Consider the following 21,908-nt stretch of genomic DNA (forward strand, 5'->3'; position numbering starts at 1 on the left):
GCCCAATTTCTTTTGTTTTACTGTTTTTCGAAATCTCCATTTGTAGTTTCATGTTTTGAAAAATTCTTTGAACTTCAAAAAAGCGTTCATCAAAAGTTGTTCAGTTGGATCTCTTTTTCTGTGGGAGATCTTATGTATATGATATTAGGAGTTCTTCTCCTATACTTTTTCATCACTTTGTTCAAGAAAAAGATGAGAAACCGGTCTGTTCTAAAAATATTAATCGTCATCAATCTTTTCTATTTTACCTATCAGGTCTTTTGGGGAATGATGTATTTCCAGATGCCGATTATTAAAAAGCTTTCAAGCCAAGAGAAACCGGAGATCGAAAAGGCCAGGAAGCTTGCTCTCATCTACCTTGAAAAATGTAAAATAACACGGGGTTCCGTGCGTGAAAACAGCAACGGTATATTTGTCATCACTGATCTTAAATCCGTACAACAGGAAATCCTGGATCAGCAAACCAGGCTCCCGGCATCTATTTCAGATAAAAAAGTGACAAAGGTCTCTACCCTCAAGCCTAGCCTGTTCAAAAGCGTAATGAGTTTCACAGGAATTTTAGGATACTATAATCCGTTTACTGCTGAAGCACAATATAATGAAGAACTACCTTCTACGTTCATCCCATTCACCATGGCGCACGAAAGTTCTCACCAGCTCGGATTTGCAAGAGAGCAGGAAGCCAATTTTGTGGGGTATTTAACGGGTATTCATTCCGGAAACCTGGATCTGAAGTACAGTACTGAATATTTTACGTTAAAAAGCCTTTTACGCTTTATTGTTGAAGAAGACCCGGAATTTGTAAAATTCATCATTAACGGTTATTCTCCGGCGATGAAAAGAGACCGTGCTTATGAAAAAAACTTCATCTACATTCACCAGGGGTGGCTGGATGACTTCTTTGGATTCACCAATAATCTGTTTCTAAAGAGCAATCAACAGGAAGGTTCGGTCACTTATTCCTACTTCATTGATCTCCTCTTAAACTACGAAAAACAGATATAAAAAAAGAATCGTATCAGGCGATACGATTCTAAAAACACAAATGATGAAAAAAAATTTATTACCTTGACTTGTTCCCTCATTCAAGGCGATGTAAAAGTACGACATATTTTATAAATACAAAAACATTTCCTTTCTTTTTTGAAACTTTATGAAAACTTTATGATTTTTTAAGTTTTTTTGAGTTCGACCCGCCCTAATATGAATAGTAATCAATTCTTTGAATCAACAATCTCATCCCAAGTAAATTGTACTTAATCAAAGAAAACCCCATAAAATCAAAGGTTTGGGTGAAAATAAAATATTCGAGTTATACCGCTTTTCAAAAGATTGAAATAGTGGAGTTATTATCAATACCCACTGAAATAATTCTACTATAGCAGTTCATTTATAGACCCTATTCAGACAGAAAAATTTTGATTTTCAGACCTCCAGATTTCACATGGTCCCCTTACAGTGGAGTTGTTGAAAAATAAAATGTATATTAATTTATAAATACAGTGTTTCAGATTAAAAATAATAACAATTTGACCAGACAATAAACATGACATTTTAACCTCAATAAAAGCACATCTTATCAGGACAGCCATAAGTAAATAAGAATAGGTTATTATGTACAAACATTCATTCTGGAAAAAATAAAATATTGACATTCAAATCAAATCTACCAACAGCCGTTTATATCTCACCAATAAAAGAAAAAAATTTTTGTTTATTTAAAACATCTGTGTATTTTAGATAAAAATATTAACATGATTTTCGACAAACTAATTAACTACTTAAAACTTGATAAACAGGAATTCATTTTCCAGTTCAATTCTCATCCCAATTACCCTTCTGCACTGGCTTTCAGTGATACTCTAAACTTTATGGGGATAAAAAACGATGCTTATGAACTGGATAAGGAATATTGGGATGAGCTTCCGGAAGAATTTATTGCAATCGTTGAAAATTCTTTTTCGTTGGTAAAAAAATCAGGAAACAGTTATGCAGTTTACTCGGAAAAAGCTAAGACATTAGATAAAGAAGAGCTATATAAAAAGTCTACTGACTTTGTACTTCTGTTTGAGAAGACAGAAAAAGCAGAAAGTAAAATGGCTTTTAATTTCAAACCAATTCTTTACGCGATTTTTGCAATTGTTGTTATTTATTCCTTTGTCAGCCAAACCATTTTTGAGGCAATTTTTAATGTGCTTTCACTGGCAGGAGTTTATATTTCCCTGGAAATTTTTAACCAAAAATTCGGAAATACCTCTACAGTAATCGGAAGTATTTGTGGTGGGGGTGCCACAGCCAGTCAGAACACCAATTCTTGTGATAAAATTATCAAACAGGATAAAACCAGTATCCTGGGGTTAAAATTCTCAGATTTCTCTCTGATTTATTTTACAGGACTTACCGTATTGGGATTATTTTTACCTGCCACAGCATATCTCGTGAAAGGCTTTACTCTTGTTTCAGTGCTCGCTATCGGATATTCTCTTTACATCCAGGCTTTTGTAGAAAAAACATTTTGTAGGGTGTGTCTTTTAATTATTTCAATCCTTGTGGCTCAGGTGCTGATCAGCAGTCTATTTTTTCTGAACATATCTTTTGGAATCGGAATCTTTTTACTGGCAGTCATTTTATGGGTTCTTATTTTTTCTGCAGTGATCTACTTCAACAGCCTGCTGGAGCAAAAAGAGGCTCTTCAAAAATCCAATGCCAAAAATCTTAGATTTAAAAGAAACTATGAACTCTTCAAAAGTCAGCTTCAGGAAAATGAAAAGATAGAATTTCACGATACCCAAACATTTTCTGTGGGAAATAAAGAGGCCAAGATCCGTCTTTCCATTGTTTCCAATCCCTATTGCGGTTTCTGTAAAGATGCCCACAAATTGGCTGAAAGTCTGTTAGAAAAATATCCGAATGACATTTCCGTACAAATGAGATTCAATTACAGCCCAGAAAGATCCAATGAAAAGTACGATCAGCTGATCTCTGATCTTACCCATATCTATTATAATAAACCGGAAAAAGAATTCCTGCATGCAGTAGAAGAATGGTTCGAAACCAGGGATGAAAGCAAAATCAATACCCTATCGGGAGGTACTGCCACTTCAGAAAACCTGATTCCGCTGGTAGAAATGTCAAAAGAAAACAGCAATGCGGGACTGAATTTCACCCCTATTCTTATTATCAACGGATATCAGTTCCCGGATAAGTATGACCGTGAAGATATTTTGTTCTTTGTTGACGAATTGATAGAGGATGACGAGATTTAGTAAATAAATGTCATTAATCCGAAATTTTCACTATCTTAGGAAAAACAAAAGCGATGTCCGAAAAGCTGTAAAAGAGTAGGAAAAAACAAAAACTATCTATTATGAAAAATCTAAAAAAACTGTCAAGAGAAAACTTGAGCAGCCTTAAAGGGGGAATTACATGGGAATGTGCCCAGACGCAGGCATCGGCAAGTTATTGTCACCCGAAGACAACTCCACCTCAGGAAGGTGCTGTAGACGCATGTAACAAATGGTGCTATTTCTAGCCATCCATTCATTAGAATTATAATATTGAATAAAGTAAAAATGTCGTCAGAATATGACGACATTTTATAATGAGCATTAGTTTTGAAAAAATTTCCTTTTTATAAGCAACCAGACACTAAAGACTGTGGCCCTACCTGCCTCAGGATTGTAAGTAAATATTACGGTAAAAACATATCCTTACAACAAATCCGGGCTCTTTCTGAGACCACCCGTGAAGGAAGCAGCCTTTTAGGGCTGAGTGATGCTGCTGAAAACCTGGGCTACCGTTCATTGGGAGTTCAGATAGACTTTAATACTCTCGTAGAAGAGGTTCCACTTCCATGTATCGTGCATTGGAACAAAAATCATTTTGTTGTTGTTTATAAAATTGATAAAAATAACAAAGTATATATTTCAGATCCCAGCTACGGATTAATTACGTATAATAGAGAAGAATTCATCAAATTCTGGATCGGAGAAAATGCGAATGAAAATACGGAAGAAGGGATCGCCCTTATCCTGGAAACCACCCCTTCCTTTTTTCAGACAGAATTTGATTCCGAAGAAAGTAAAGCCAGCTTTTCATTCCTGTCCAAATACCTCCTTAAGTATAAATCGCTTGTCATACAGCTTGCTGTAGGACTTCTGGCAGGAAGTTTACTATCCCTTATTTTTCCGTTTCTTACCCAAAGTATTGTAGACGTAGGGATACAGAACCAGGATATTAATTTTATCTACCTGGTTTTACTCGCCCAGATCATGCTCTTCCTGGGTAGAATGGGAATTGAAACCATCAGAAGCTGGATCCTCCTCCACCTTTCGGCACGAATCAACATCTCCATCATATCCGATTTCTTTATCAAACTGATGAGGCTTCCCATCAGCTTTTTCGATACCAGAATGACGGGAGATATCATGCAGAGGATTAATGATCATCACAGGATTGAACAGCTTCTTACAAGCTCTTCCCTGAATACGCTGTTTTCATTGGTCAACCTGATCATCTTCAGTATTGTCTTACTGTTTTATGATTACAGACTCTTCATTGTATATCTTGTGGGTGCGGTATTGTATATCGGCTGGATCAGCTTCTTCCTCAAAAAGAGAAAAGAACTTGATTATAAACGTTTTTCGCAGGTATCCCAGGAACAGAGTAAAGTAATCGAGCTTATCAATGGGATGCAGGAAATTAAAATGCACAATGCTGAAAAACAGAAACGCTGGGACTGGGAGTTTCTTCAGGTTAAACTTTTTAAGATCAGAATAAAATCACTTTCCCTGGAACAATGGCAGTCTGTGGGTGGAAATTTCATCAACCAGATAAAAGATATCCTGGTAAGTTTCCTTTCTGCAAAGCTGGTATTAAGCGGAAATCTGACACTGGGGATGATGCTTTCGGTACAATACATCATTGGCCAGCTCAACAGTCCACTTTTGCAGCTTATTGATTTTATCAAGCAAAGCCAGGATGCCAAAATATCGCTGGAAAGGCTCGGTGAAATTCATGATAAAGAAGATGAGGAAGATAAGAATGAGCAATATGCAACCGATATTCCCAAAAAAGACATTGAGATTACCGATATGTCATTCCGGTACATCGGGTCTGATGTTCCTGTTTTTGAAAACTTAAGCCTTACCATCCCTTACCAGCAAACTACTGCTATTGTAGGAGCAAGTGGAAGCGGTAAAACCACTCTGCTAAAGCTGTTGATGAAATTTTATGATCCTGACAAAGGAGATATCAGAGTGGGAAATACCAGTCTGAAAAATATTTCTCCAAGGTTCTGGAGAGATCACTGTGGAGTGGTAATGCAGGAAGGATATGTCTTTAATGATACCATTGCCAATAATATTGCGGTGGGTGAAGATCATATAGATAAACAGAAGCTGAGAAGAGCGGTAGAGATCGCGAATATCAAAGATTTTATCGAAGGTCTTCCACTAAGCTATAATACAAAGATAGGAAACGAGGGCGTTGGCGTCAGTGGAGGGCAGAAACAAAGACTTTTTATTGCCAGAGCGGTCTACAAATCTCCTGAATATATTTTGTTTGATGAAGCAACATCAGCTTTGGATGCCAATAATGAAAAGGTGATTATGGAGAATCTTGAACAGTTCTTCAAAGGTAAAACAGCAATTGTCATTGCCCACAGACTGTCCACGGTGAAGCATGCCGACAAAATCATTGTACTGGACCAGGGAAAAGTTGTGGAAGAGGGCAGCCATGCAGAGCTGGTAGATTTAAGGGGAGAATATTACAGACTGGTAAGAAATCAACTTGAATTAGGAAACTAATGCAATCACCAGAACAGCAAAATCTGCAAAGCTTACAGCGTAAGAGAAAGCCAATCTGTTCATGAAAAACCTGGACAAAATTACAAGAAAGGAATTGTCGTCCATGAAACGAAGAAATAAAAAATGCTGTGAAATGCCGGTGCAAGGTTATATTGTTATTCTATCAGATGAAACCCTGCATGCAGAAGGTGATCCGAACCTCCTATTTAGCTTGGAACAATAAAAACCAAATGTAAAAACAATTCCCCTCTTACAGGAAAAATTTTCGAATTTAAGTTATGAAAGAAGACATTTTAGATAATATTGAGCTCCGCTCAGAAAGTGTACAGGATATTCTTACCCAGCCGCCCCACTGGATGATACGTTGGGGAAATACCATTATTTTTATTATTCTCCTGCTTATCCTGGTCATGAGTTATATTGTAAAATATCCGGAATTCGTGCCGGCTCCCATTATTGTGACCTCGCAGAATCCACCGGAAAAACTGGAAGCAAGAGCCAATACCAAGATTGAGAAGATATTCATCAAAGACCATCAGGAAGTAAAGAAAAACGATGTATTAATGGTCATGCAATCCGCAGCCAACTACAAGGATGTTCTTGAGCTGAAAAAGCTCGTAGACTCTATAGCTCCCAATCAGCTGTATGCTTTTCCTATTTCTCAAACCTCAAGATTTAAACTTGGAGAATTACAGGGAGATTATAATAATTTCGCAAAAGCTTTCCAGGATGAAGAGCTTTTCACCAGGCTGCAGCCTTATGCCCCTGAAAATCTTGCGGCTAATCAAAGTATCTCTGAATACCGGGTTAGAATTGCCACTTTAAAGCAGCAAAAAAGTTTGGAATCTGTAAAATATGATCTCACAAAGAAAAACTTCCAAAGATCTCAGGAGCTTTTCAACCAGGGAGTTATTTCTGCAATGGAACTTGAAAATGAAAAAATCAAATACCTTCAGGCCCAGCAAAACCTTGAAAACATCAATATCTCCATGTCACAGATGGAAGAGGGTATTTCTAACCTAAACAAGACTAAAAGCGGTACTGCCATCAATACAGAAAAAGATAAAATCACCTATTCTTCACAGACATTACAGCTTTTTGAGCAGCTGCGTAAATCTCTTAAGCTCTGGGAACAGAATTATCTGGTGATATCATCCACTGACGGCGTTGCCAGCTTTCAGCAGTTTTTTGGCGAAAATCAGTTTGTAAAACTTGGAGACCCCATCTTATCTATTCTTCCAAAAAATAAAGAAAAACTGGTAGGAAGGATGTCGGTTCCTACTACGAACTCCGGAAAAATCATCCCGGGAGAAAAGGTATTGATCAAATTGGATAACTACCGATTCCAGGAATATGGGATCATTGAAGGAAAAGTACAGAATATATCGCTGATTCCGGACGATAAAGGAAACTATTATGTAGACGTGATCCTGCCTAACGGATTAAGAACAAGCTATAACCAAACGCTTATATTTGATAAAGAACTCAGGGGTAATGCCGAAATTGTAACTCAGGATCTCAGACTTATTGAAAGGTTCTTCTATCAGATCAGAAAACTACTAGGATATCAGGCTTGATAAAGCCGCTTATCAATAAAACTAACTCAACCGTTTTCATGTATTGTGAAAACGGTTTTTTTATGAATTTTCCTGGATACTCAAGGATCAAGTACAAAAGTTTTGGGGAGAAACTAAGTATTTTTTTATTTATACTTTTGCCTTGAAGCAAAAGTATACAAAAATTCAAGACTGGAATCATCCGCTAAAAATTGACCTTGCCTCCTAAAATTTCCAAACTCGCATGGATTCTACATTGGTTTTCAACTCAATAGGGTGGCCATGCTCAGACAGTGGAAATTTTTTAACGGATTCAAGATCAATTTTGCCTCCGGTTTTTTTATTTTTATTTGAATCGGCGAACCTTAAAAGGTTTATTAACGCTCCTGATTCCTAGGTCGAGTAAAGAAAACTTACAACTATTTTTCATAGTTCTTAGTGGGTTGAAAGCCTCTTATCAATAAAACTAACTCAGCCGTTTTCATGTATTGTGAAAACGGTTTTTTTATGAATTTTCTTGGATACTCAAGAGAATGAATATTTTTAGGACCAGTGACAAATGTTGAAGAGAATTTAAATTTTATACTTCAGCTATTATTGGATGAGATACAACAGTTTTGGAGATTTATTTTTGGCTTCTCCCAACTTTGAGCCTGATCCTTTTTTATCTCCCAACTTTTGTCTTTGGCTCCGCTTTTCTAAGAATTGAAACAAAGTATATTCAAATTAAAAGCCGCAATCATTACAATGAATGATTGCGGCTTTTTGTAGCGAAGACGGGAATTGAACCCGTGACCTCAGGGTTATGAATCCTGCGCTCTAACCGACTGAGCTACCTCGCCTTTTCGGTGGTGCAAATATAGAAAATATTTTATTACCACCAAAATTATTTTGCTTTAAAATATTCCAAAACATCGCCAACATGCTCTGGTTTACTGATAATCTTATTGTTAGCATCTAAAATAAAATACGTAGGAGTTGCATGAACATTGTAGGCATCTACATAGCTGCTGTTCCATCCTCTCAATTCTGAATCATTGATCCATGGAAATGCAGCAATTCTGCTTGTATAAGACGCTTTGTCAACATCTAAAGAAAGTCCGACGATCTGAATATTCTTTGCTTTTAAATCGTTGTACTTTTCTAAAAGCTTTGGCAGTTCGCTCTCGCAATGTGAGCAGGTGGAAGACCAGAATACAACCACCTTTTTATCAGCTTTTACATCGTGAAGTGACTTTACAGTGGTGTTGGTTGCAGACTGAAATTTAGTATTTGGGAACGTAGCCCCCATTTCAACATTGGCATTGGATTTCAATGTAGAGGCTAATCTGTCATTGATCGTACATTTAAGATTTTTAGCAAGCGTCAGATATTTATTCTTAAGCTCATCCATCTGATAGACATCAAAAATATCAATCAGTTCTGATAACACCGTCTGCCCTCTTGGGGTTTCAACCTTTAAACGGTCCAGAATCTTATCTACTGATCCCGCAACATTGGTATTACCTCCGGAGTTCAGGTAAGCAACCAACACAGGCCTTAGCAGGGATGAGCTTTCAAGCAGATCGTTAGATTTGTCCAGAAAGTCGATAATTTCGTCCTGATTCACTTTTTTGGTTGCATCGGATGTATTAGATAAGAATTTGCTGTAATTGGTATTGTAAAAAGAAATAAACGGGTGTTTAGCAGCATCCATTGATGTGGACGTTCCGGACAGTCTGGCAATTTCTGTCTTAAGCGCTTGTCCGAAATCTGTATTGTCTTTATAATACTCTTTTATCTGGCTCAACGCAGGAAGAATAAGCTCTTTTTTCTGTGATCCCTCCTGTTGTTTGCTCATCAGTTCATTGGCTTCATCCAGATAGGCAACATCCTTTACTTTATTATTCTGAACATCCAGCTTTATACTTACATTTTTGTTCTCAGAAATAAAGCTCACTGTATTGTTTGAACTTGGAAAATACACTTTCATCATTCCCATATAAGCTTTCGGATATTTAAAAGTCCATGTATTATTCTTACTCTGCTCTTTAGTAACAACAATATCTTTTGAACCGCTTAATGTATAGAGAATAGCATCCTGATCTTTAAAATCTGCAGGGGCTTGAATAGCAACTGTAAACTGAGCCTGCAAAACAACTGCAGCCAAAACTGCAGATAGTGTATAAATCTTTTTCATTGAGTAAAAATAAAAAAACTCTCCGATTTATCAGAGAGTTTGTTATTATTTTAATAAAATTTTATGCTTTTATTTTTTTATACTTTTTTGTGTAGAATATGATGAATGCCACCGCTACAACAGAAAGTAAATATACATACATATCTATTGGTGAAGAAGGTGAACCTCCGGTTCCGTGTCCTCCGGTACCACCACCTCCCGGAACAGGCATATCATCTATATCCGCCTTTGCCAATAATGTGGCAAAAAGAAAAAATACAAATACGAGTTTATTTAAAGTTTTCATACTGTCTTATTTTAATATTTTGGTGTTAACAATTACTCCCTTATCAGAAACAACTTTTACAACATAAGAACTCTTCACTGAACCATCCAGTTCAATTACAAAATCCCTTGATGCATCAACTGCTTTCTTAGAGATAACAAGTTTACCACTCATATCATAAACCTCAATATCTGCTTTTTTCCAATCCGGATCAAATCTAACGATGTAGTTGCTAATCGCAGGATTATATACAACTGTTGTTCTTGACATATTGTTAGCTACAGTTTCTCTGTTAGCCAATGTACCACTGCCAGGAGTACCATAGTATAGATTATATGATTTTGAACTTACAGAAATAACATCTCCTTGTTTTGCTTCCTGTACCGTTCCGTTAGATGCTTTATAAAAGAATCCGATTCCGGTAGATAACTGATGTGTTCCTGTAGGAATCATTTCAGCATTTTCTCTGATTTCGAATTTATAAGAAACAATCTTCTTGTTTGGTTTGCTATAATCAAAATTCCACAACAATACATCTTTACCTAAGAAGTTTCCTTCATTAGCTTCATTGATATACAGCCAGTATTTTGCATTATAATTAGGATCATACCCTCCTGCTAGAGCTTCTTCAAATGTACCGATCGGGTTACCAGGACTTGCAGCAGCCTGTACGGTTGTCGCAATAGAAACCTGGTGCCCTGTAGTTGCCGTAGGAGAAACTACATAGTAAGCTCTTCCTATTTCATTACCCTGAGCATCAAGACCAATAACTCCCAACTGTTTAACAGTTCCGTTATTATCTCTATTGCTTGCCATTCTTGCAGCATTTACATCGTAAGATGTACCGTTGGCTCTAACCACATCTTTAAACCTTCTTAGTGTATTGAAGTTCAAAGTCTGAGGTGTATTGTTTCTCAACTTCATAATGAATGGCTGCATTGGCTTGATGATCAATCCAATATCTCCTACCGGAGTACCATTAGCATTAAATGTCTGGATCTGGGCACCTGTAGTATATGTGTATCCATTAGCTTGAGTAACAACAGAACCTGCTGTGTATTCAATACCCATAATGTTGGCTACATTATTACCATCGGTAACTGTTCCTCCTTCTACATACCCGATCTTGGAAAGATCCAGGTTGGTAAAGAATGGGTTTCCGAACTGGTAAATATTCTTACCATAGGTAGCTGTCCACTCTCCGTTTGGAAGATCAAACTGATCCTGAAGGTAAGAGTTGTAAGCCTCACCATAACTGTTTCCTCCGTTACCATTTGGGCCGAAATATACATTTCCGCCATTAACAAGGTTTACAGGAGCAGTAAACGGAGCATATGGTCTTCCGTTTAGAACACTTACAGCTCCGGCATGTGGTACGTTTAAGTTCAGGTTGTTATTCCTTGAACCTAGCATATAATACCCTGAACCGTCAGTAGTTGTTGTTGTTAAATTGGTAACATGATCAGATTTAGCCTGGGTATTATTCCATTTTAAGATCAAATCATTGTTCACATAACCTGGATTCTGGATATTTCTTACGGTACCGAATGTTTTAGCAAGCTCTGTAGACAGGCTGCTAAACGCTTTACCGAAGAAAGGAAGGGCAATCTGCTGGAAGTAGTTACCCGTACCGTGATTGTTTGTAAGGTATTCTTTACTTACAATACCGGTAATGTTGGATTGGGATAATCCATCAATATATAATTGGCCATATGTAGACGTCGCATATGAACCCGGCGTATTTAGCCTTAAAACAATATTTCCACCATCGGTCTTATTACCACCGCCGGCATCAATTGTTCTAAAAGCATCTGTACCAGATCCTACGACCATCACATTGCCACGTACATCCAAAAGGCCATTACCTCTTGTCTGTACACCGCCACCACTATAAACAAGGGTGCCTTCGCTCACATACATATTAGCACCAGTGTCAACATGACATAATATCTGCGCCTGAACAGAATAACTGATTGCTAAAAGACCTATAGCAAATAAACTTTTTCTCATTGTATAAATAATTTGTGTGTTAATACAATCTTCACCCGCAAAGGTATTATTTTTTTCCAAAAAAAAAAAATAAATTATCTATTAATCAAAATATTATCTTCTGATAATGTGATCTCGTGCTCCTCTCCGATTGAAAACATGTAGTCCTCTAAAACTTTTTCTGTGGTCCCTCTGAGCCCTCTTGCTCCTAAACCTTTTTCAATGGTCTCTTCTACAATTTTTTCTATGGCCCCGTCTGTAATAACCAAATTCGTGCCATCCATTTTGAAAAGTTCTACAAACTGGTTAACGATTGAATTTTTAGGTTCTTTCATAATTCTTACCAGTGTTTCTTTCGTCAGCTTATCGAGATAAGTAATGATCGGAAATCTTCCTAAAAGTTCCGGAATTAATCCGAAAGAACGAAGGTCAATTGCATTAATATTTGTTAATACATATTCATCTTCATCCGTCTTATTGATTTTCTCAGAACTGAACCCGATGGCCTGTTTATTCATTCTGCGTTCAATAATCTCCTTGATTCCGTCAAAAGCTCCTCCGGCTATAAATAAAATATTTTGGGTATTTACCTGAATATATTTCTGGTCAGGGTGCTTTCTTCCTCCCTGTGGCGGAACGTTTACGATACTTCCTTCCAAAAGCTTAAGTAATCCCTGCTGTACTCCTTCACCTGAAACGTCTCTTGTAATACTGGGATTATCTGATTTTCTGGCGATCTTATCAATCTCGTCTATAAAGACAATTCCTTTTTCAGCTTTCTCCACATCATAATCTGCCACCATCAGCAGCCTCGAAAGAATACTTTCTACGTCTTCCCCTACATATCCTGCTTCTGTCAGGATTGTGGCATCCACAATACAGAACGGCACATTAAGTTCTCTGGCAATCGTTTTCGCCAATAGAGTTTTACCGGTTCCGGTCTCTCCAATCATAATGATGTTTGACTTTTCAAGCTCTACCTCACGGTTTTCATCCTGAGCGTGCAGCAATCTTTTATAATGATTGTATACGGCAATCGACAATTGTTTTTTAGCCTGATCCTGCCCAATCACATACTGATCAAGAAATTCTTTGATCTCTTTTGGTTTTTTAAGCTCTTCCATACTATCCGCAGGAGCGTATTCTGTTTTGGAGGCAGTATCTTTTACGATAGCATGTGCCTGCTCTATACAATTTTCACAAATAAAACCATTCTGCCCGGAGATCAGCATCTGTACTTCATTTCTTTTTCTGCCGCAGAAAGAACATTGGTTTGAATTCATATGAGTATAATATATATATGTATATGTTAAAGAAAATCGTAAAAAATTTCTTTTTTACGATTTTCTGTTTATTTTAAGAATTAATAATTGAGTTTTGAATCTCAGTATATTCTTCGTTCGTTAATTTTAATCTTTCATTTCTGAAGTTCATATCTTCCATCTTGTTTAAAGGAATCAGATGGATATGGGCGTGAGGAACTTCGAGTCCTACCACTGCCACCCCCACTCTTATACATGGAACTGCAGTTTTGATCTTCTTGGCTACCTGCTGGGCAAATCCCCATAGGTTTTTGTATTCTTCACTTTCAAGATCAAAAATCAGATCTACTTCTTTCTTCGGAACCACCAGAGTATGTCCCTTTACCAAAGGCATTGCGTCTAGAAATGCTATAAAATTTTCATCTTCCGCAATAACATATGAGGGAATTTCACCATTGATGATTTTTGTGAATATTGTGCTCATTGTATAAAAAATTAGAGATTAGAAGTTAGAAATAAAATGCGGATATCAGACTATAAAGAAATATCTAATACTTCGAAAGAAAGCTTATTCCCGTTGGGCAAAGTAATTTCTGCAGTCTCACCCACAGCTTTTCCCAGCAGTCCTTTAGCAATCGGTGTATTGACTGAAATTTTTCCAGTTTTAAGATCACTTTCGTTATCCGGTACCAATGTAAATACCTGCTCTTGCTTAGTTGCATTATTTTTAAGTTTCACCGTTGTCAGGATAGAAACCTTTGAAGTATCTAATTGGCTTTCGTCTATAATTTTAGAGGTAGAAATAACATCTTTCAGCTTGGAAATTCTCATTTCAAGCATTCCCTGAGCCTCTTTAGCTGCATCATATTCTGCATTTTCAGACAAATCACCTTTGTCTCTTGCTTCTGCGATCTGCTGGGTAATTTTTGGTCTCTCTACAGTTTCCAACTGTTCCAGCTCAGCTTTCATTTTCTCCAGGCCCTCCTTTGTAACATAGCTTGCCATAATTTTCAAAATTTAGTTTTAGTATAAAAAAATAATCCGACATTTGCCGGACAATGTTTTCTTGTTGTAATCGTTTAATTTTTACAAATATATAAAAATTTAAATTGAAATGAAAAAAACTTTTTCAATCCTATCTATTTTTATTTTATTGATTTTCAGTAATTTAATCGTAAACTCATGTGGAAGCAGGGAAGATACCGTGAGCTGTTTTCCCACGAACCCGATCAATGTGACCCTCAACTTGAACCTGCCTGCTTACTATGCATTGAACAATGTGAACGGCTGGATTTACGTCAATGAACAACAGTCGGGAACAAGAGGATTGATTGTTGTAAGGACCGCCAGCGGATTCAAGGCCTATGACCGCAACGCTCCCCATATCTGCCCTGACAGTAATACCACCCTTGAGGTAAAAGATAATATTGCAATCCTGTGCCCGAAAGATAACACAAAGTGGATCTTAAGCACCGGACAGCCGGAAGCCGGAGCTAAAACTTCCCTGCCCCCAAAAACATATCTTTACAGCTATAATGAGAATACTAAAATTTTAAATATTTACTTCTAGAATCCTATGAAGATTGTTATACAAAGAGTTTCTGAAGCGAGTGTAAAAGTAGATGGAAAAACCGCAGGTGAAATAGGAAAAGGACTCATGCTGCTGGTAGGCATTGATGAAAACGATGAAAAAGCAGATGCAGACTGGCTGGTACAAAAGATTTTGAATCTTAGAATCTTTGGAGATGAAGACGACAAACTTAATCTTTCGGTAAAAGATGTTTCTGGCGAGATTCTTTGCATCAGCCAGTTTACCCTGATCGCCGATTATAAAAAAGGAAACCGTCCGTCTTTCATTAAGGCTGCAAAACCCGATAAGGCTGTTCCCCTCTTCGATTATTTCAAGGATGAAATCGCAAAATCAGGATTAAATACCCAGAGTGGAATTTTTGGAGCCGACATGAAGGTTTCCCTCATCAATGACGGGCCTGTCACCATCGTGATGGATTCTATTACAAAAAGCTAATTCGGGAAAACAGATGAGAAATAAAAATATAATTATTGCTTACCTGATTGTATCATTCATTTTCATCACCGTTGGTATTTTAAGTTTAGAAAAATACAGTTATTCCGGATATTATACGGATAAGATTATCAATTGGATCTGGCTCGCGATGACCTTCTTTATCATCATCTGGTTTTGGAGAAAAAAAATGATTAAGGTATATTTCTGGCTTTTGGTGTCGGGACTCATACTGAGTATTTTGCCTATGATGATCCCCTTGTTTGGAATTGTCCATTATTTTTCCACTATAGGCTGTCATCAACGAATTGGTCTTGATAAAATCTACAGAATTGAAAGAGGCCGACCCAATGTTTTGTACAATCCTCAGATCACGGTGTACAGAAAGGAAGGTATTCTTGAGAAGCAGATCAGCAGAGTCCCTTATTCTGATATCACAGACCATGTCTTGCGAAGCAATGTGGAACTTCCTATAGATGAATCCAAACAACCGATCCAGCAGGCAAAACTGATAAAGGTAACCAAAGACAGCATTGGCATCGAATATCAGATCATGAATAAAAAGAATATTTTTTACCACAAAGTCAAAGAAAGCAGGTTCGACTAAGAACACCAACCTTATTTTTACAAATACCATTCGATTTTCGTATGGTATTTTTTACGCCCTACAGTTGCGACAGACTTAACCCATCACAAAGAACACTCCTCAGTTTAAGTTATTAGTTTACTGGCACATAGTTCTACAGAAAGGATTTTAAGAAAATATTTAAAATAAATTCACAAATTTGTGATTTGTTTTCATTTTATTATTATTTTTGATGTAAATCAAATCTGATCCACAACCATTTAACAAAAATATCATGAAAACAAAATTTAATTTTTTTGCACTTTTTATGTTCTTTTTCAGTCTTTACTTCGGACAAAACAGGTCGGAACAGGACCATGAAAAAGCACTGATCTACGTATGCTTTTCGAAAGGCATTAATTCTGAAAAAGCGGCATTCGCTAAAAACCCTAATCTGGAGAAATTCGTCCGTGAAAATGGAATTTCATTTGCCAATGACCTGGGCTTTACTGACAAAAAGCTCGAAGAAATGGCTCAAAGCAGTAAAGAAAACGGGCATAGCAGCGATTCCGTAGAAAAGCTGAAACGTATTTACAGAGCCCATCTGCCTCTACAGAGTGAAAATGTGGTAAAGAGAACTGTTCAGAGCCTTGAAAAATTTCCTGAAATAGAATATGTGTCTGTCATCAGCAGTACACCTATAGAGCCTCCGTTGGTGAATAGGTTTGTGACTACTCCGAATCTCGAAAGCCTACAGACCTATTTGAATGATAATCCGGGAATCAATGCAAAGTACGCTTGGTCGAGAGGCTACACCGGACAGAATATCCGTATCCGTGATGTAGAATACGGATTTTACAAAACCCATGAAATGCTGGCCAATCAAAATTCTATACAGCTGGAGCCAGGGTACACTCCCAATGCAGGCTTATCAAATAATAACTACCGGGATCACGGTACTGCTGTGGTGAGTATCCTGGGGTCTGTAAAAGATAATATCGGTCTTACAGGTGCAGTTTACAACGCATCTGATATAAAAGGATATATGGAATGGACTACCGTGGGCTACAATAGAGCTGCAGCAGTAAGCAGATCCATCAATGCATCTCAGGCTGGAGATATTATATTATACGAAATGCAGACAGGAGGAAAAGACGGCCAATACTGTCCTGCTGAATATGACAGTGTGATCTGGGACCTGACAAAAGCAGCCACTGATTCCGGAATTATCATCATCGCAGCAGCCGGTAATGGGAATCAGGATCTGGACGATCCTTTCTATGCCGCTTACAGAGCGAGAGGAAACAGCGGAGCAATCATTGTAGGAGCCGGATCTCCCAATACCACCCATTCAAAACTTAGCTTCAGTACATATGGAAACAGAGTGGATGTACAGGGTTGGGGAAGCAGTGTGCTGGCTGCAGGATATGGTTCTTATCAGAAGTATGATAACGACAACAACAGAACTTACAATTATTTCAGCGGAACCAGTTCTGCTACCCCTGTAGTAGCGTCTGCTGCCGTTTTACTCCAGTCGTTTTACCGTCAGACTACGGGGCAGTATCTAAGTCCTGCCGCAATGAAAAACCTGCTGGTTTCTACAGGAATCCCCCAGGGCGGTACAGATACAAATAAAAAAATCGGCCCACTGCCGAATGTAAAGAATGCAATCTTACAACTGGAAAACAGTTTTGCTCCTCCTGTGAAGGCACAACTTCCTCTGGAAGCGAAGATTTATCCGAATCCTTCCAACAGCTCTATCGCAATACAGAGCAATGATAAAGGAAATAAAAAACTGGATATAGAAGTGGTCAATATGCAGGGAAGATCTGTAATCAAAACTTCGGTTTTACCGGATGAAAAGATTAATATTTCTGATCTCCCAGCAGGTCAGTATATTATTAATATCAACGAGGGAGCAAGAAGAGTGGTTGAGAAATTCACAAAATTATAAGATCAGCAAAAACTCCTTTCAGCAATCTGAAAGGAGTTTTTTAATAATAAACTTTATAAAAATTATTTGGCAGGAACACTGTTGAAATTTAGGGCTACCTTAATGTTCATATCAGATGTTGTCTGATTTTTCAGTTCATAAACCGTTCTCACGGTAAGGCCTGAGCTTTTTACAATTTCGTCAAGAAATCCTGTATCATTAAGATCCAGATTCAGGCTGGAAGAATTGGTAGTTATATTGGAACGTGATGCAACCAGTCTTTCCCTTGTTCCATTTGATGAAACATATATTTTTACGGATTTAAAGGCGCTAAGATTGCCACCTGATGGTGAAGCTACAGAAACTTTCGCATCAGAAATCCTCACATCTTTAATCTTTGCATTATTATTACCTCCAAACCATGTCTGCACGTTCGTCGCTGTCGCGGTAGAAGAAACTTCTTTATCTGCAGGTACTCCCGTAGACACTAATACATTCGTTGTGTATGGAAAGCTATTCTGAACCAGCGACTGTACGGTTCCGCAACTTACAAGTACAGCTGAAGCGGCCATTGCTGTTAGAACTATATTTTTCATATTTTTAAATTTTAAACTTCAGAATATAGTTTGCAGAAATTGTACCAAATTGATTGCTTCTACTCCACACTTACGGTAAAGTTACCTTTGGTATTTCCAGAAGCCATATTGCTTTTTCCGATAATAAGCCAAACTTCTCCTTTTTCAGGGATCTGATAAGTAATTTCTCTACTGAAAGGGCCATCATAATCCCCATTAGGCAGCTTTATCTGATTGAAGCGGATATTAAAATCCTTATCTTTTGTTGATATCTTAGCCTTGATGGTCGGTTGTTCATAATTCGTCAGCTTCAGAACCAATTCCTGTCCATCTTTGGTAAACTCTTCGCCCAATGTAAACGGAAGCTGCGATGCATCTGCCGTTCTTACAATCTGTCCTTCTTTTTCACTTCTCATCACGCCTTTACGCAAAACTTCTTTGGTGGCAGGAGCATTGTTAATAATAGAATCTTTTTTTCTCAATGCTAATGAATCAGCTTTAGCAGCAGAATCAGGCATTTCAGACACCATTGCTGAATCCTTGCCTGATACCTCTGGTACAGCAGGATCTTTTTTACATGAAATGATAATCAGTGGAATTAACAACAGGCTTTTTTTCATAACATTTAAATTTAAGAGTGATCAACATTTATTATGTCGAGCTCATTTAAATGCTAAAATTGTTCCATTCTTTATGCTGATTGATTTTCATGGTATTCTTTTTCTTCATTGATTCCGGTCCATTTACAATATATGAATTTTAAATCTTGGAGATTCAATCAATCCTTTCATGATGTTTTATTGTATGGTGTGATAATAGATAATCTTTGAAAGGAATGTTTTGGAAGTTTCGCTTCTCACTTTGTTCCGTATAGTCTTTTCAAGTTTCCTGTCATTTTTTTCATCTGCATATTTCAGCAGCACTTTTTCATTGAAACTGATAGAAGTTAAGTGATAATTGACAACAAAATCCTTTCGGTTCATATTTTGGGAAGTAATAAAACCACCCCAGTTCACATAGCTGCAAACCAGAATCGTCCCATAGACATACCAGGCCATGGTATTGAGTAGGAATGCATTTCTTTTTTTCTTACGGATTTTTATAAAAGTGAGTATCAGGCCTGTTAATGATAGAATCAGAAATGCCATTACCCCCAGTCTTTTGTAAGTAAATCCGTAGTTTATAATGTACTCGTAGTTTTTCACGGCTGCCGAAAGGACAAGGACAGCATTGAGAAAAATCCAGATCACAGCTAAAGTTTTCATTAGCCCCGCTTTGGAGTCAAAATTAAAACCGGCTTTAAAGTAAAACATAATCACAAGGATTGCCATTATAATTGATATGATGACAGCATTTACTCTTTCATGGGTTTCCGCAGACAGCTGTCCAGGGGTCTTCGAAACTTCATAGAACTGCTCATAATTGTATGTAATGATAAAAAAGACAAGCAGGATATTCAGCGAAATGAAAGATATAACACCACTCATTCTTTCTATCTCCAGATCCAGGAAAGAATAGGTAGCCTTGGGTACCCGGGAATCTTTGCGAAATTCATTATCCAGCACATGATTGGCCTTGTAAATGAGCTTTTCCACGGCATAGTTCCAATAATTGAAAGCAATAAAAAAACCTAAAACGGAAAGACAGAAGATTTGCCAAAGATTAATATCCAGCTCATAATCTGTAAAGAGAGCTGCAAAATGGTCACTTCCTACTGAGTAAATCCCAAAGAACACAGATACCAGAACCAGTGGTATGACAACGAACGCGAATGTTTTCTGCCATAATCCGGGGATATTCCTTTTTGGAAGCCATTCATCAAGATTAAAAAAACGGCAGAATGAGGTACAACTGTTCACTATAAAAACAGGGATCAGAAAAAGAATCTTCATTCTTCTGTTTTTAGATTTAAAAGCCAGCAAAAGGAGCGAGCTTACAACAGCAAGAAAAGAAGAAAAATCCCCATAATATGCAAACGCTATACTGGAAAGAATACTTGTTCCTGTCAAAATATACAAGGCTTTCGTTCTGTTTTTTGTAGATGTTTTGAATAAGGTTAATACTGCATAAACAATTCCCAGGATACCAAGGTTCAGCCCCATTTCCTGATCATAAAATAAAATGACAAATAAAGAGGCTGTAAGAAATATATATTGATGTGTTTTCATAGCATTAAAAATTAAGTGGTTAAACGGTTAATACGCGTTACACTATATTCATGAATATATAGAAATACCCTATACTCACCGGAATATTTACAAGAAGCAGGAGTACAGAGTTTCCCGACTGTTTTTTCCCGGAGACATCATTCAGGTACTCAATAAGCTCGTACAGAAGAATCAGCATATTAACTACGGCTGTGATCATAACATAGTAAAATCCAGAAATTAAAAGCCAATCTTCTTTGGTCATCCAAAATGTAATCAGCAAAAACGTTCCCAACAGAAAAGAAGTAAGAAATGTTCTTCTCCCTAACGGACTGAATTGTATTGTTCTCATCATTTTGATTTTAGTGAAGTACGACGATATCTTTTTGCTGAATAAATTCTTTCAAATGTTCAAAGTTCTGCCAAAGCAATTCCTCAAAGTCCCAGTGATGGAAAGCTTTCATTCTTTGTCCTTTTCGATAGGCTTTGATATAAATTTTCCCATACTCAGGAAGAATGATTGTTCCCAGAAGGATTGCTGCAAGGAGATGAGCATTGAGTTTCCCATTTCCCAGTAAAAGATACTGCATGGCAATCTCATCTTCGAAATTGGTTCCGCAGCCTGTAATCAGATGATGTACATCATGGTTTTCCATTTTGGGAATCATTGAAAACCCGTGTTTTCTGTAAAACTCTCCAAGCTTTCTTCCTAAAGAATCTTCCTGAAACTCCAGCAGCTGTTTTTCATTGAACTGCCATTGTCTCTTTTTCTTTTTAAAATATTTTCTATATAGTTTTTGAGTTTTATCGTATACAAAAAGCAGAAACTGAACGCGTATTTTTTTCATACTATATTAATTTATATGACCTTGTTTAGAATTACTATTTTTGAATGTCTCATTTAATTACCTGCCCATGGGCTTCCAAAAATTCCTACTGCCAGTTCGATCCAGATCAATGCGAGAGCCAGCACAATGAAAATGCAGATCATAACTTTCTGTCTCTGTTTTCTAATTGTATTTCTGACCAGGTTGATGAGAAAAGCTGTTGTAAACAGTAAGATTCCTGCAATCAGAAAATCTGAAGCTGACCAGTTTACTTCCTTGGACAATAGATTCCCCATCAACGGGATACACAATGCAACCAATGGAAGGGCATAGATGGTGAGCGTTTTTTGTTTGTGTGTCATCATTTTTTTAATTTTTACTATATAAAGCACTTTGTAATTCAAAGTTTATTTTTAAAAAAATATAGAACTATCGTCCCAATAATTTTTCAAGAGCATCCAAATGTTCGGTAAATGCCTTTCTCCCGTTCTGTGTTACACGATAAGAGGTTTTAGGTTTCTTTCCCACAAACTCTTTCTTCACCTCTATGTATCCTGCCTTTTCCAACGCATTGCTGTGACTGGACAGATTGCCGTCTGTGATTTCAAGTAAAGCTTTCATTTCAGAAAAATCAACCCAGTCGTTGACCATAAGAACGGACATAATGCCCAGTCTTACACGGCTTTCGAATTCTTTATTAAGTTGGCTGATTTTGATCATAATAGGATAATAGGCAGCAGATCTCAGGAAAATAGTACCTTAAAGAACTGCAAAGTTAGT

Annotated in this window: 22 protein-coding genes and 1 tRNA gene; 9 read left to right on the forward strand and 14 right to left on the reverse strand. The window is 37.3% G+C overall.

Annotation, left to right across the window (positions count from 1 at the left end; all coding sequences use genetic code 11):
• Nucleotides 1-12 precede the first annotated feature (12 nt).
• The 5 genes from DRF67_RS14815 to DRF67_RS14830 all read left to right on the forward strand — a co-directional run bounded on the left by DRF67_RS14815 (nt 13) and on the right by DRF67_RS14830 (nt 7,384).
• Nucleotides 13-1,005 carry a DUF3810 domain-containing protein gene (locus DRF67_RS14815; RefSeq protein WP_228435817.1) on the forward strand — a complete coding sequence of 331 codons (993 nt, stop codon included), beginning with the start codon at nt 13-15 and terminating at the stop codon, nt 1,003-1,005.
• 749 nt (nt 1,006-1,754) lie between these two features.
• The gene (locus DRF67_RS14820; RefSeq protein WP_115929080.1) at nt 1,755-3,266 is read left to right on the forward strand and encodes a vitamin K epoxide reductase family protein; all 1,512 of its coding nucleotides are present in this window, start codon (nt 1,755-1,757) and stop codon (nt 3,264-3,266) included.
• A 101-nt stretch (nt 3,267-3,367) separates the two neighbouring features.
• Entirely contained in the window at nt 3,368-3,532 is a 165-nt protein-coding gene (locus DRF67_RS21585; RefSeq protein ID WP_165851806.1) for a bacteriocin-like protein, read from the forward strand.
• Nucleotides 3,533-3,614: 82 nt separating this feature from the next.
• The gene (locus tag DRF67_RS14825; protein ID WP_115929081.1) at nt 3,615-5,807 is read left to right on the forward strand and encodes a peptidase domain-containing ABC transporter; all 2,193 of its coding nucleotides are present in this window, start codon (nt 3,615-3,617) and stop codon (nt 5,805-5,807) included.
• 278 nt (nt 5,808-6,085) lie between these two features.
• Nucleotides 6,086-7,384 carry an HlyD family secretion protein gene (locus DRF67_RS14830; RefSeq protein ID WP_115929082.1) on the forward strand — a complete coding sequence of 433 codons (1,299 nt, stop codon included), beginning with the start codon at nt 6,086-6,088 and terminating at the stop codon, nt 7,382-7,384.
• A 747-nt stretch (nt 7,385-8,131) separates the two neighbouring features.
• Here the strand turns inward: DRF67_RS14830 and DRF67_RS14835 are convergent.
• From DRF67_RS14835 to greA, 7 genes are all read right to left on the reverse strand, one after another.
• Nucleotides 8,132-8,205: transfer RNA gene (locus tag DRF67_RS14835), tRNA-Met, on the reverse strand.
• A gap of 44 nt (nt 8,206-8,249) precedes the next feature.
• Nucleotides 8,250-9,542, reverse strand: a complete 1,293-nt coding sequence (locus DRF67_RS14840) for a TlpA family protein disulfide reductase (RefSeq protein ID WP_115929083.1) — start codon at nt 9,540-9,542, stop codon at nt 8,250-8,252.
• 61 nt (nt 9,543-9,603) lie between these two features.
• Nucleotides 9,604-9,828 carry a signal peptidase gene (locus DRF67_RS14845; RefSeq protein ID WP_115929084.1) on the reverse strand — a complete coding sequence of 75 codons (225 nt, stop codon included), beginning with the start codon at nt 9,826-9,828 and terminating at the stop codon, nt 9,604-9,606.
• A 6-nt stretch (nt 9,829-9,834) separates the two neighbouring features.
• Entirely contained in the window at nt 9,835-11,817 is a 1,983-nt protein-coding gene (locus DRF67_RS14850; RefSeq protein ID WP_123912760.1) for a T9SS type A sorting domain-containing protein, read from the reverse strand.
• A 74-nt stretch (nt 11,818-11,891) separates the two neighbouring features.
• Nucleotides 11,892-13,079: an ATP-dependent Clp protease ATP-binding subunit ClpX gene (gene clpX / locus DRF67_RS14855; protein ID WP_115929086.1), complete on the reverse strand. Its 1,188-nt coding sequence runs from the start codon at nt 13,077-13,079 to the stop codon at nt 11,892-11,894.
• Between the two features lie 73 nt (nt 13,080-13,152).
• Nucleotides 13,153-13,542 carry an HIT family protein gene (locus tag DRF67_RS14860; RefSeq protein ID WP_115929087.1) on the reverse strand — a complete coding sequence of 130 codons (390 nt, stop codon included), beginning with the start codon at nt 13,540-13,542 and terminating at the stop codon, nt 13,153-13,155.
• 50 nt (nt 13,543-13,592) lie between these two features.
• Nucleotides 13,593-14,063: a transcription elongation factor GreA gene (gene greA / locus DRF67_RS14865; protein WP_115929088.1), complete on the reverse strand. Its 471-nt coding sequence runs from the start codon at nt 14,061-14,063 to the stop codon at nt 13,593-13,595.
• A 109-nt stretch (nt 14,064-14,172) separates the two neighbouring features.
• On the opposite strand from greA, the gene DRF67_RS14870 reads away from it, so the two are divergent.
• From DRF67_RS14870 to DRF67_RS14885, 4 genes are all read left to right on the forward strand, one after another.
• Nucleotides 14,173-14,628 (forward strand): hypothetical protein, encoded by a 456-nt coding sequence (locus tag DRF67_RS14870; RefSeq protein WP_115929089.1) that lies wholly within the window; start codon nt 14,173-14,175, stop codon nt 14,626-14,628.
• 6 nt (nt 14,629-14,634) lie between these two features.
• Nucleotides 14,635-15,084 (forward strand): D-aminoacyl-tRNA deacylase, encoded by a 450-nt coding sequence (gene dtd, locus DRF67_RS14875; protein ID WP_115929090.1) that lies wholly within the window; start codon nt 14,635-14,637, stop codon nt 15,082-15,084.
• A gap of 13 nt (nt 15,085-15,097) precedes the next feature.
• Complete coding sequence (locus tag DRF67_RS14880) at nt 15,098-15,688, forward strand: hypothetical protein (RefSeq protein WP_115929091.1); 591 nt, start codon at nt 15,098-15,100, stop codon at nt 15,686-15,688.
• 253 nt (nt 15,689-15,941) lie between these two features.
• Nucleotides 15,942-17,600 carry a S8/S53 family peptidase gene (locus tag DRF67_RS14885; protein WP_115929092.1) on the forward strand — a complete coding sequence of 553 codons (1,659 nt, stop codon included), beginning with the start codon at nt 15,942-15,944 and terminating at the stop codon, nt 17,598-17,600.
• A 62-nt stretch (nt 17,601-17,662) separates the two neighbouring features.
• Here the strand turns inward: DRF67_RS14885 and DRF67_RS14890 are convergent, their stop codons facing one another.
• From DRF67_RS14890 to DRF67_RS14920, 7 genes are all read right to left on the reverse strand, one after another.
• The gene (locus DRF67_RS14890; protein ID WP_115929093.1) at nt 17,663-18,175 is read right to left on the reverse strand and encodes a hypothetical protein; all 513 of its coding nucleotides are present in this window, start codon (nt 18,173-18,175) and stop codon (nt 17,663-17,665) included.
• Nucleotides 18,176-18,234: 59 nt separating this feature from the next.
• Nucleotides 18,235-18,774, reverse strand: coding sequence for a hypothetical protein (locus tag DRF67_RS14895; RefSeq protein WP_115929094.1), 540 nt, complete (start codon nt 18,772-18,774; stop codon nt 18,235-18,237).
• A 177-nt stretch (nt 18,775-18,951) separates the two neighbouring features.
• Nucleotides 18,952-20,322, reverse strand: a complete 1,371-nt coding sequence (locus tag DRF67_RS14900) for a DUF4153 domain-containing protein (RefSeq protein ID WP_115929095.1) — start codon at nt 20,320-20,322, stop codon at nt 18,952-18,954.
• Between the two features lie 37 nt (nt 20,323-20,359).
• Nucleotides 20,360-20,653, reverse strand: a complete 294-nt coding sequence (locus tag DRF67_RS14905) for a hypothetical protein (protein WP_165851807.1) — start codon at nt 20,651-20,653, stop codon at nt 20,360-20,362.
• A 10-nt stretch (nt 20,654-20,663) separates the two neighbouring features.
• On the reverse strand, nt 20,664-21,149 hold the full coding sequence (locus tag DRF67_RS14910; RefSeq protein WP_115929097.1) for a Coq4 family protein: 486 nt from the start codon (nt 21,147-21,149) through the stop codon (nt 20,664-20,666).
• Nucleotides 21,150-21,202: 53 nt separating this feature from the next.
• A complete protein-coding gene (locus DRF67_RS14915; protein ID WP_115929160.1) occupies nt 21,203-21,493 on the reverse strand; it encodes a hypothetical protein in 291 nt (96 codons plus the stop codon).
• 64 nt (nt 21,494-21,557) lie between these two features.
• Nucleotides 21,558-21,848, reverse strand: coding sequence for a winged helix-turn-helix domain-containing protein (locus tag DRF67_RS14920; protein ID WP_115929098.1), 291 nt, complete (start codon nt 21,846-21,848; stop codon nt 21,558-21,560).
• Nucleotides 21,849-21,908: the final 60 nt, after the last annotated feature.

Source organism: Chryseobacterium pennipullorum (assembly GCF_003384725.1).
Lineage (GTDB): Bacteria > Bacteroidota > Bacteroidia > Flavobacteriales > Weeksellaceae > Chryseobacterium > Chryseobacterium pennipullorum.

Excerpts from the sequence above, each read along its gene's own strand:
- DRF67_RS14820 (WP_115929080.1), top strand. The coding sequence starts at position 1,755 with ATGATTTTCGACAAACTAATTAACTACTTAAAACTTGATAAACAGGAA.
- DRF67_RS21585 (WP_165851806.1), top strand. The coding sequence starts at position 3,368 with ATGAAAAATCTAAAAAAACTGTCAAGAGAAAACTTGAGCAGCCTTAAA.
- DRF67_RS14830 (WP_115929082.1), top strand. The coding sequence starts at position 6,086 with ATGAAAGAAGACATTTTAGATAATATTGAGCTCCGCTCAGAAAGTGTA.
- DRF67_RS14840 (WP_115929083.1), bottom strand. The coding sequence starts at position 9,542 with ATGAAAAAGATTTATACACTATCTGCAGTTTTGGCTGCAGTTGTTTTG.
- DRF67_RS14845 (WP_115929084.1), bottom strand. The coding sequence starts at position 9,828 with ATGAAAACTTTAAATAAACTCGTATTTGTATTTTTTCTTTTTGCCACA.
- DRF67_RS14850 (WP_123912760.1), bottom strand. The coding sequence starts at position 11,817 with ATGAGAAAAAGTTTATTTGCTATAGGTCTTTTAGCAATCAGTTATTCT.
- clpX (WP_115929086.1), bottom strand. The coding sequence starts at position 13,079 with ATGAATTCAAACCAATGTTCTTTCTGCGGCAGAAAAAGAAATGAAGTA.
- DRF67_RS14860 (WP_115929087.1), bottom strand. The coding sequence starts at position 13,542 with ATGAGCACAATATTCACAAAAATCATCAATGGTGAAATTCCCTCATAT.
- greA (WP_115929088.1), bottom strand. The coding sequence starts at position 14,063 with ATGGCAAGCTATGTTACAAAGGAGGGCCTGGAGAAAATGAAAGCTGAG.
- DRF67_RS14870 (WP_115929089.1), top strand. The coding sequence starts at position 14,173 with ATGAAAAAAACTTTTTCAATCCTATCTATTTTTATTTTATTGATTTTC.
- dtd (WP_115929090.1), top strand. The coding sequence starts at position 14,635 with ATGAAGATTGTTATACAAAGAGTTTCTGAAGCGAGTGTAAAAGTAGAT.
- DRF67_RS14880 (WP_115929091.1), top strand. The coding sequence starts at position 15,098 with ATGAGAAATAAAAATATAATTATTGCTTACCTGATTGTATCATTCATT.
- DRF67_RS14885 (WP_115929092.1), top strand. The coding sequence starts at position 15,942 with ATGAAAACAAAATTTAATTTTTTTGCACTTTTTATGTTCTTTTTCAGT.
- DRF67_RS14890 (WP_115929093.1), bottom strand. The coding sequence starts at position 18,175 with ATGAAAAATATAGTTCTAACAGCAATGGCCGCTTCAGCTGTACTTGTA.
- DRF67_RS14895 (WP_115929094.1), bottom strand. The coding sequence starts at position 18,774 with ATGAAAAAAAGCCTGTTGTTAATTCCACTGATTATCATTTCATGTAAA.
- DRF67_RS14900 (WP_115929095.1), bottom strand. The coding sequence starts at position 20,322 with ATGAAAACACATCAATATATATTTCTTACAGCCTCTTTATTTGTCATT.
- DRF67_RS14905 (WP_165851807.1), bottom strand. The coding sequence starts at position 20,653 with ATGAGAACAATACAATTCAGTCCGTTAGGGAGAAGAACATTTCTTACT.
- DRF67_RS14910 (WP_115929097.1), bottom strand. The coding sequence starts at position 21,149 with ATGAAAAAAATACGCGTTCAGTTTCTGCTTTTTGTATACGATAAAACT.
- DRF67_RS14915 (WP_115929160.1), bottom strand. The coding sequence starts at position 21,493 with ATGATGACACACAAACAAAAAACGCTCACCATCTATGCCCTTCCATTG.
- DRF67_RS14920 (WP_115929098.1), bottom strand. The coding sequence starts at position 21,848 with ATGATCAAAATCAGCCAACTTAATAAAGAATTCGAAAGCCGTGTAAGA.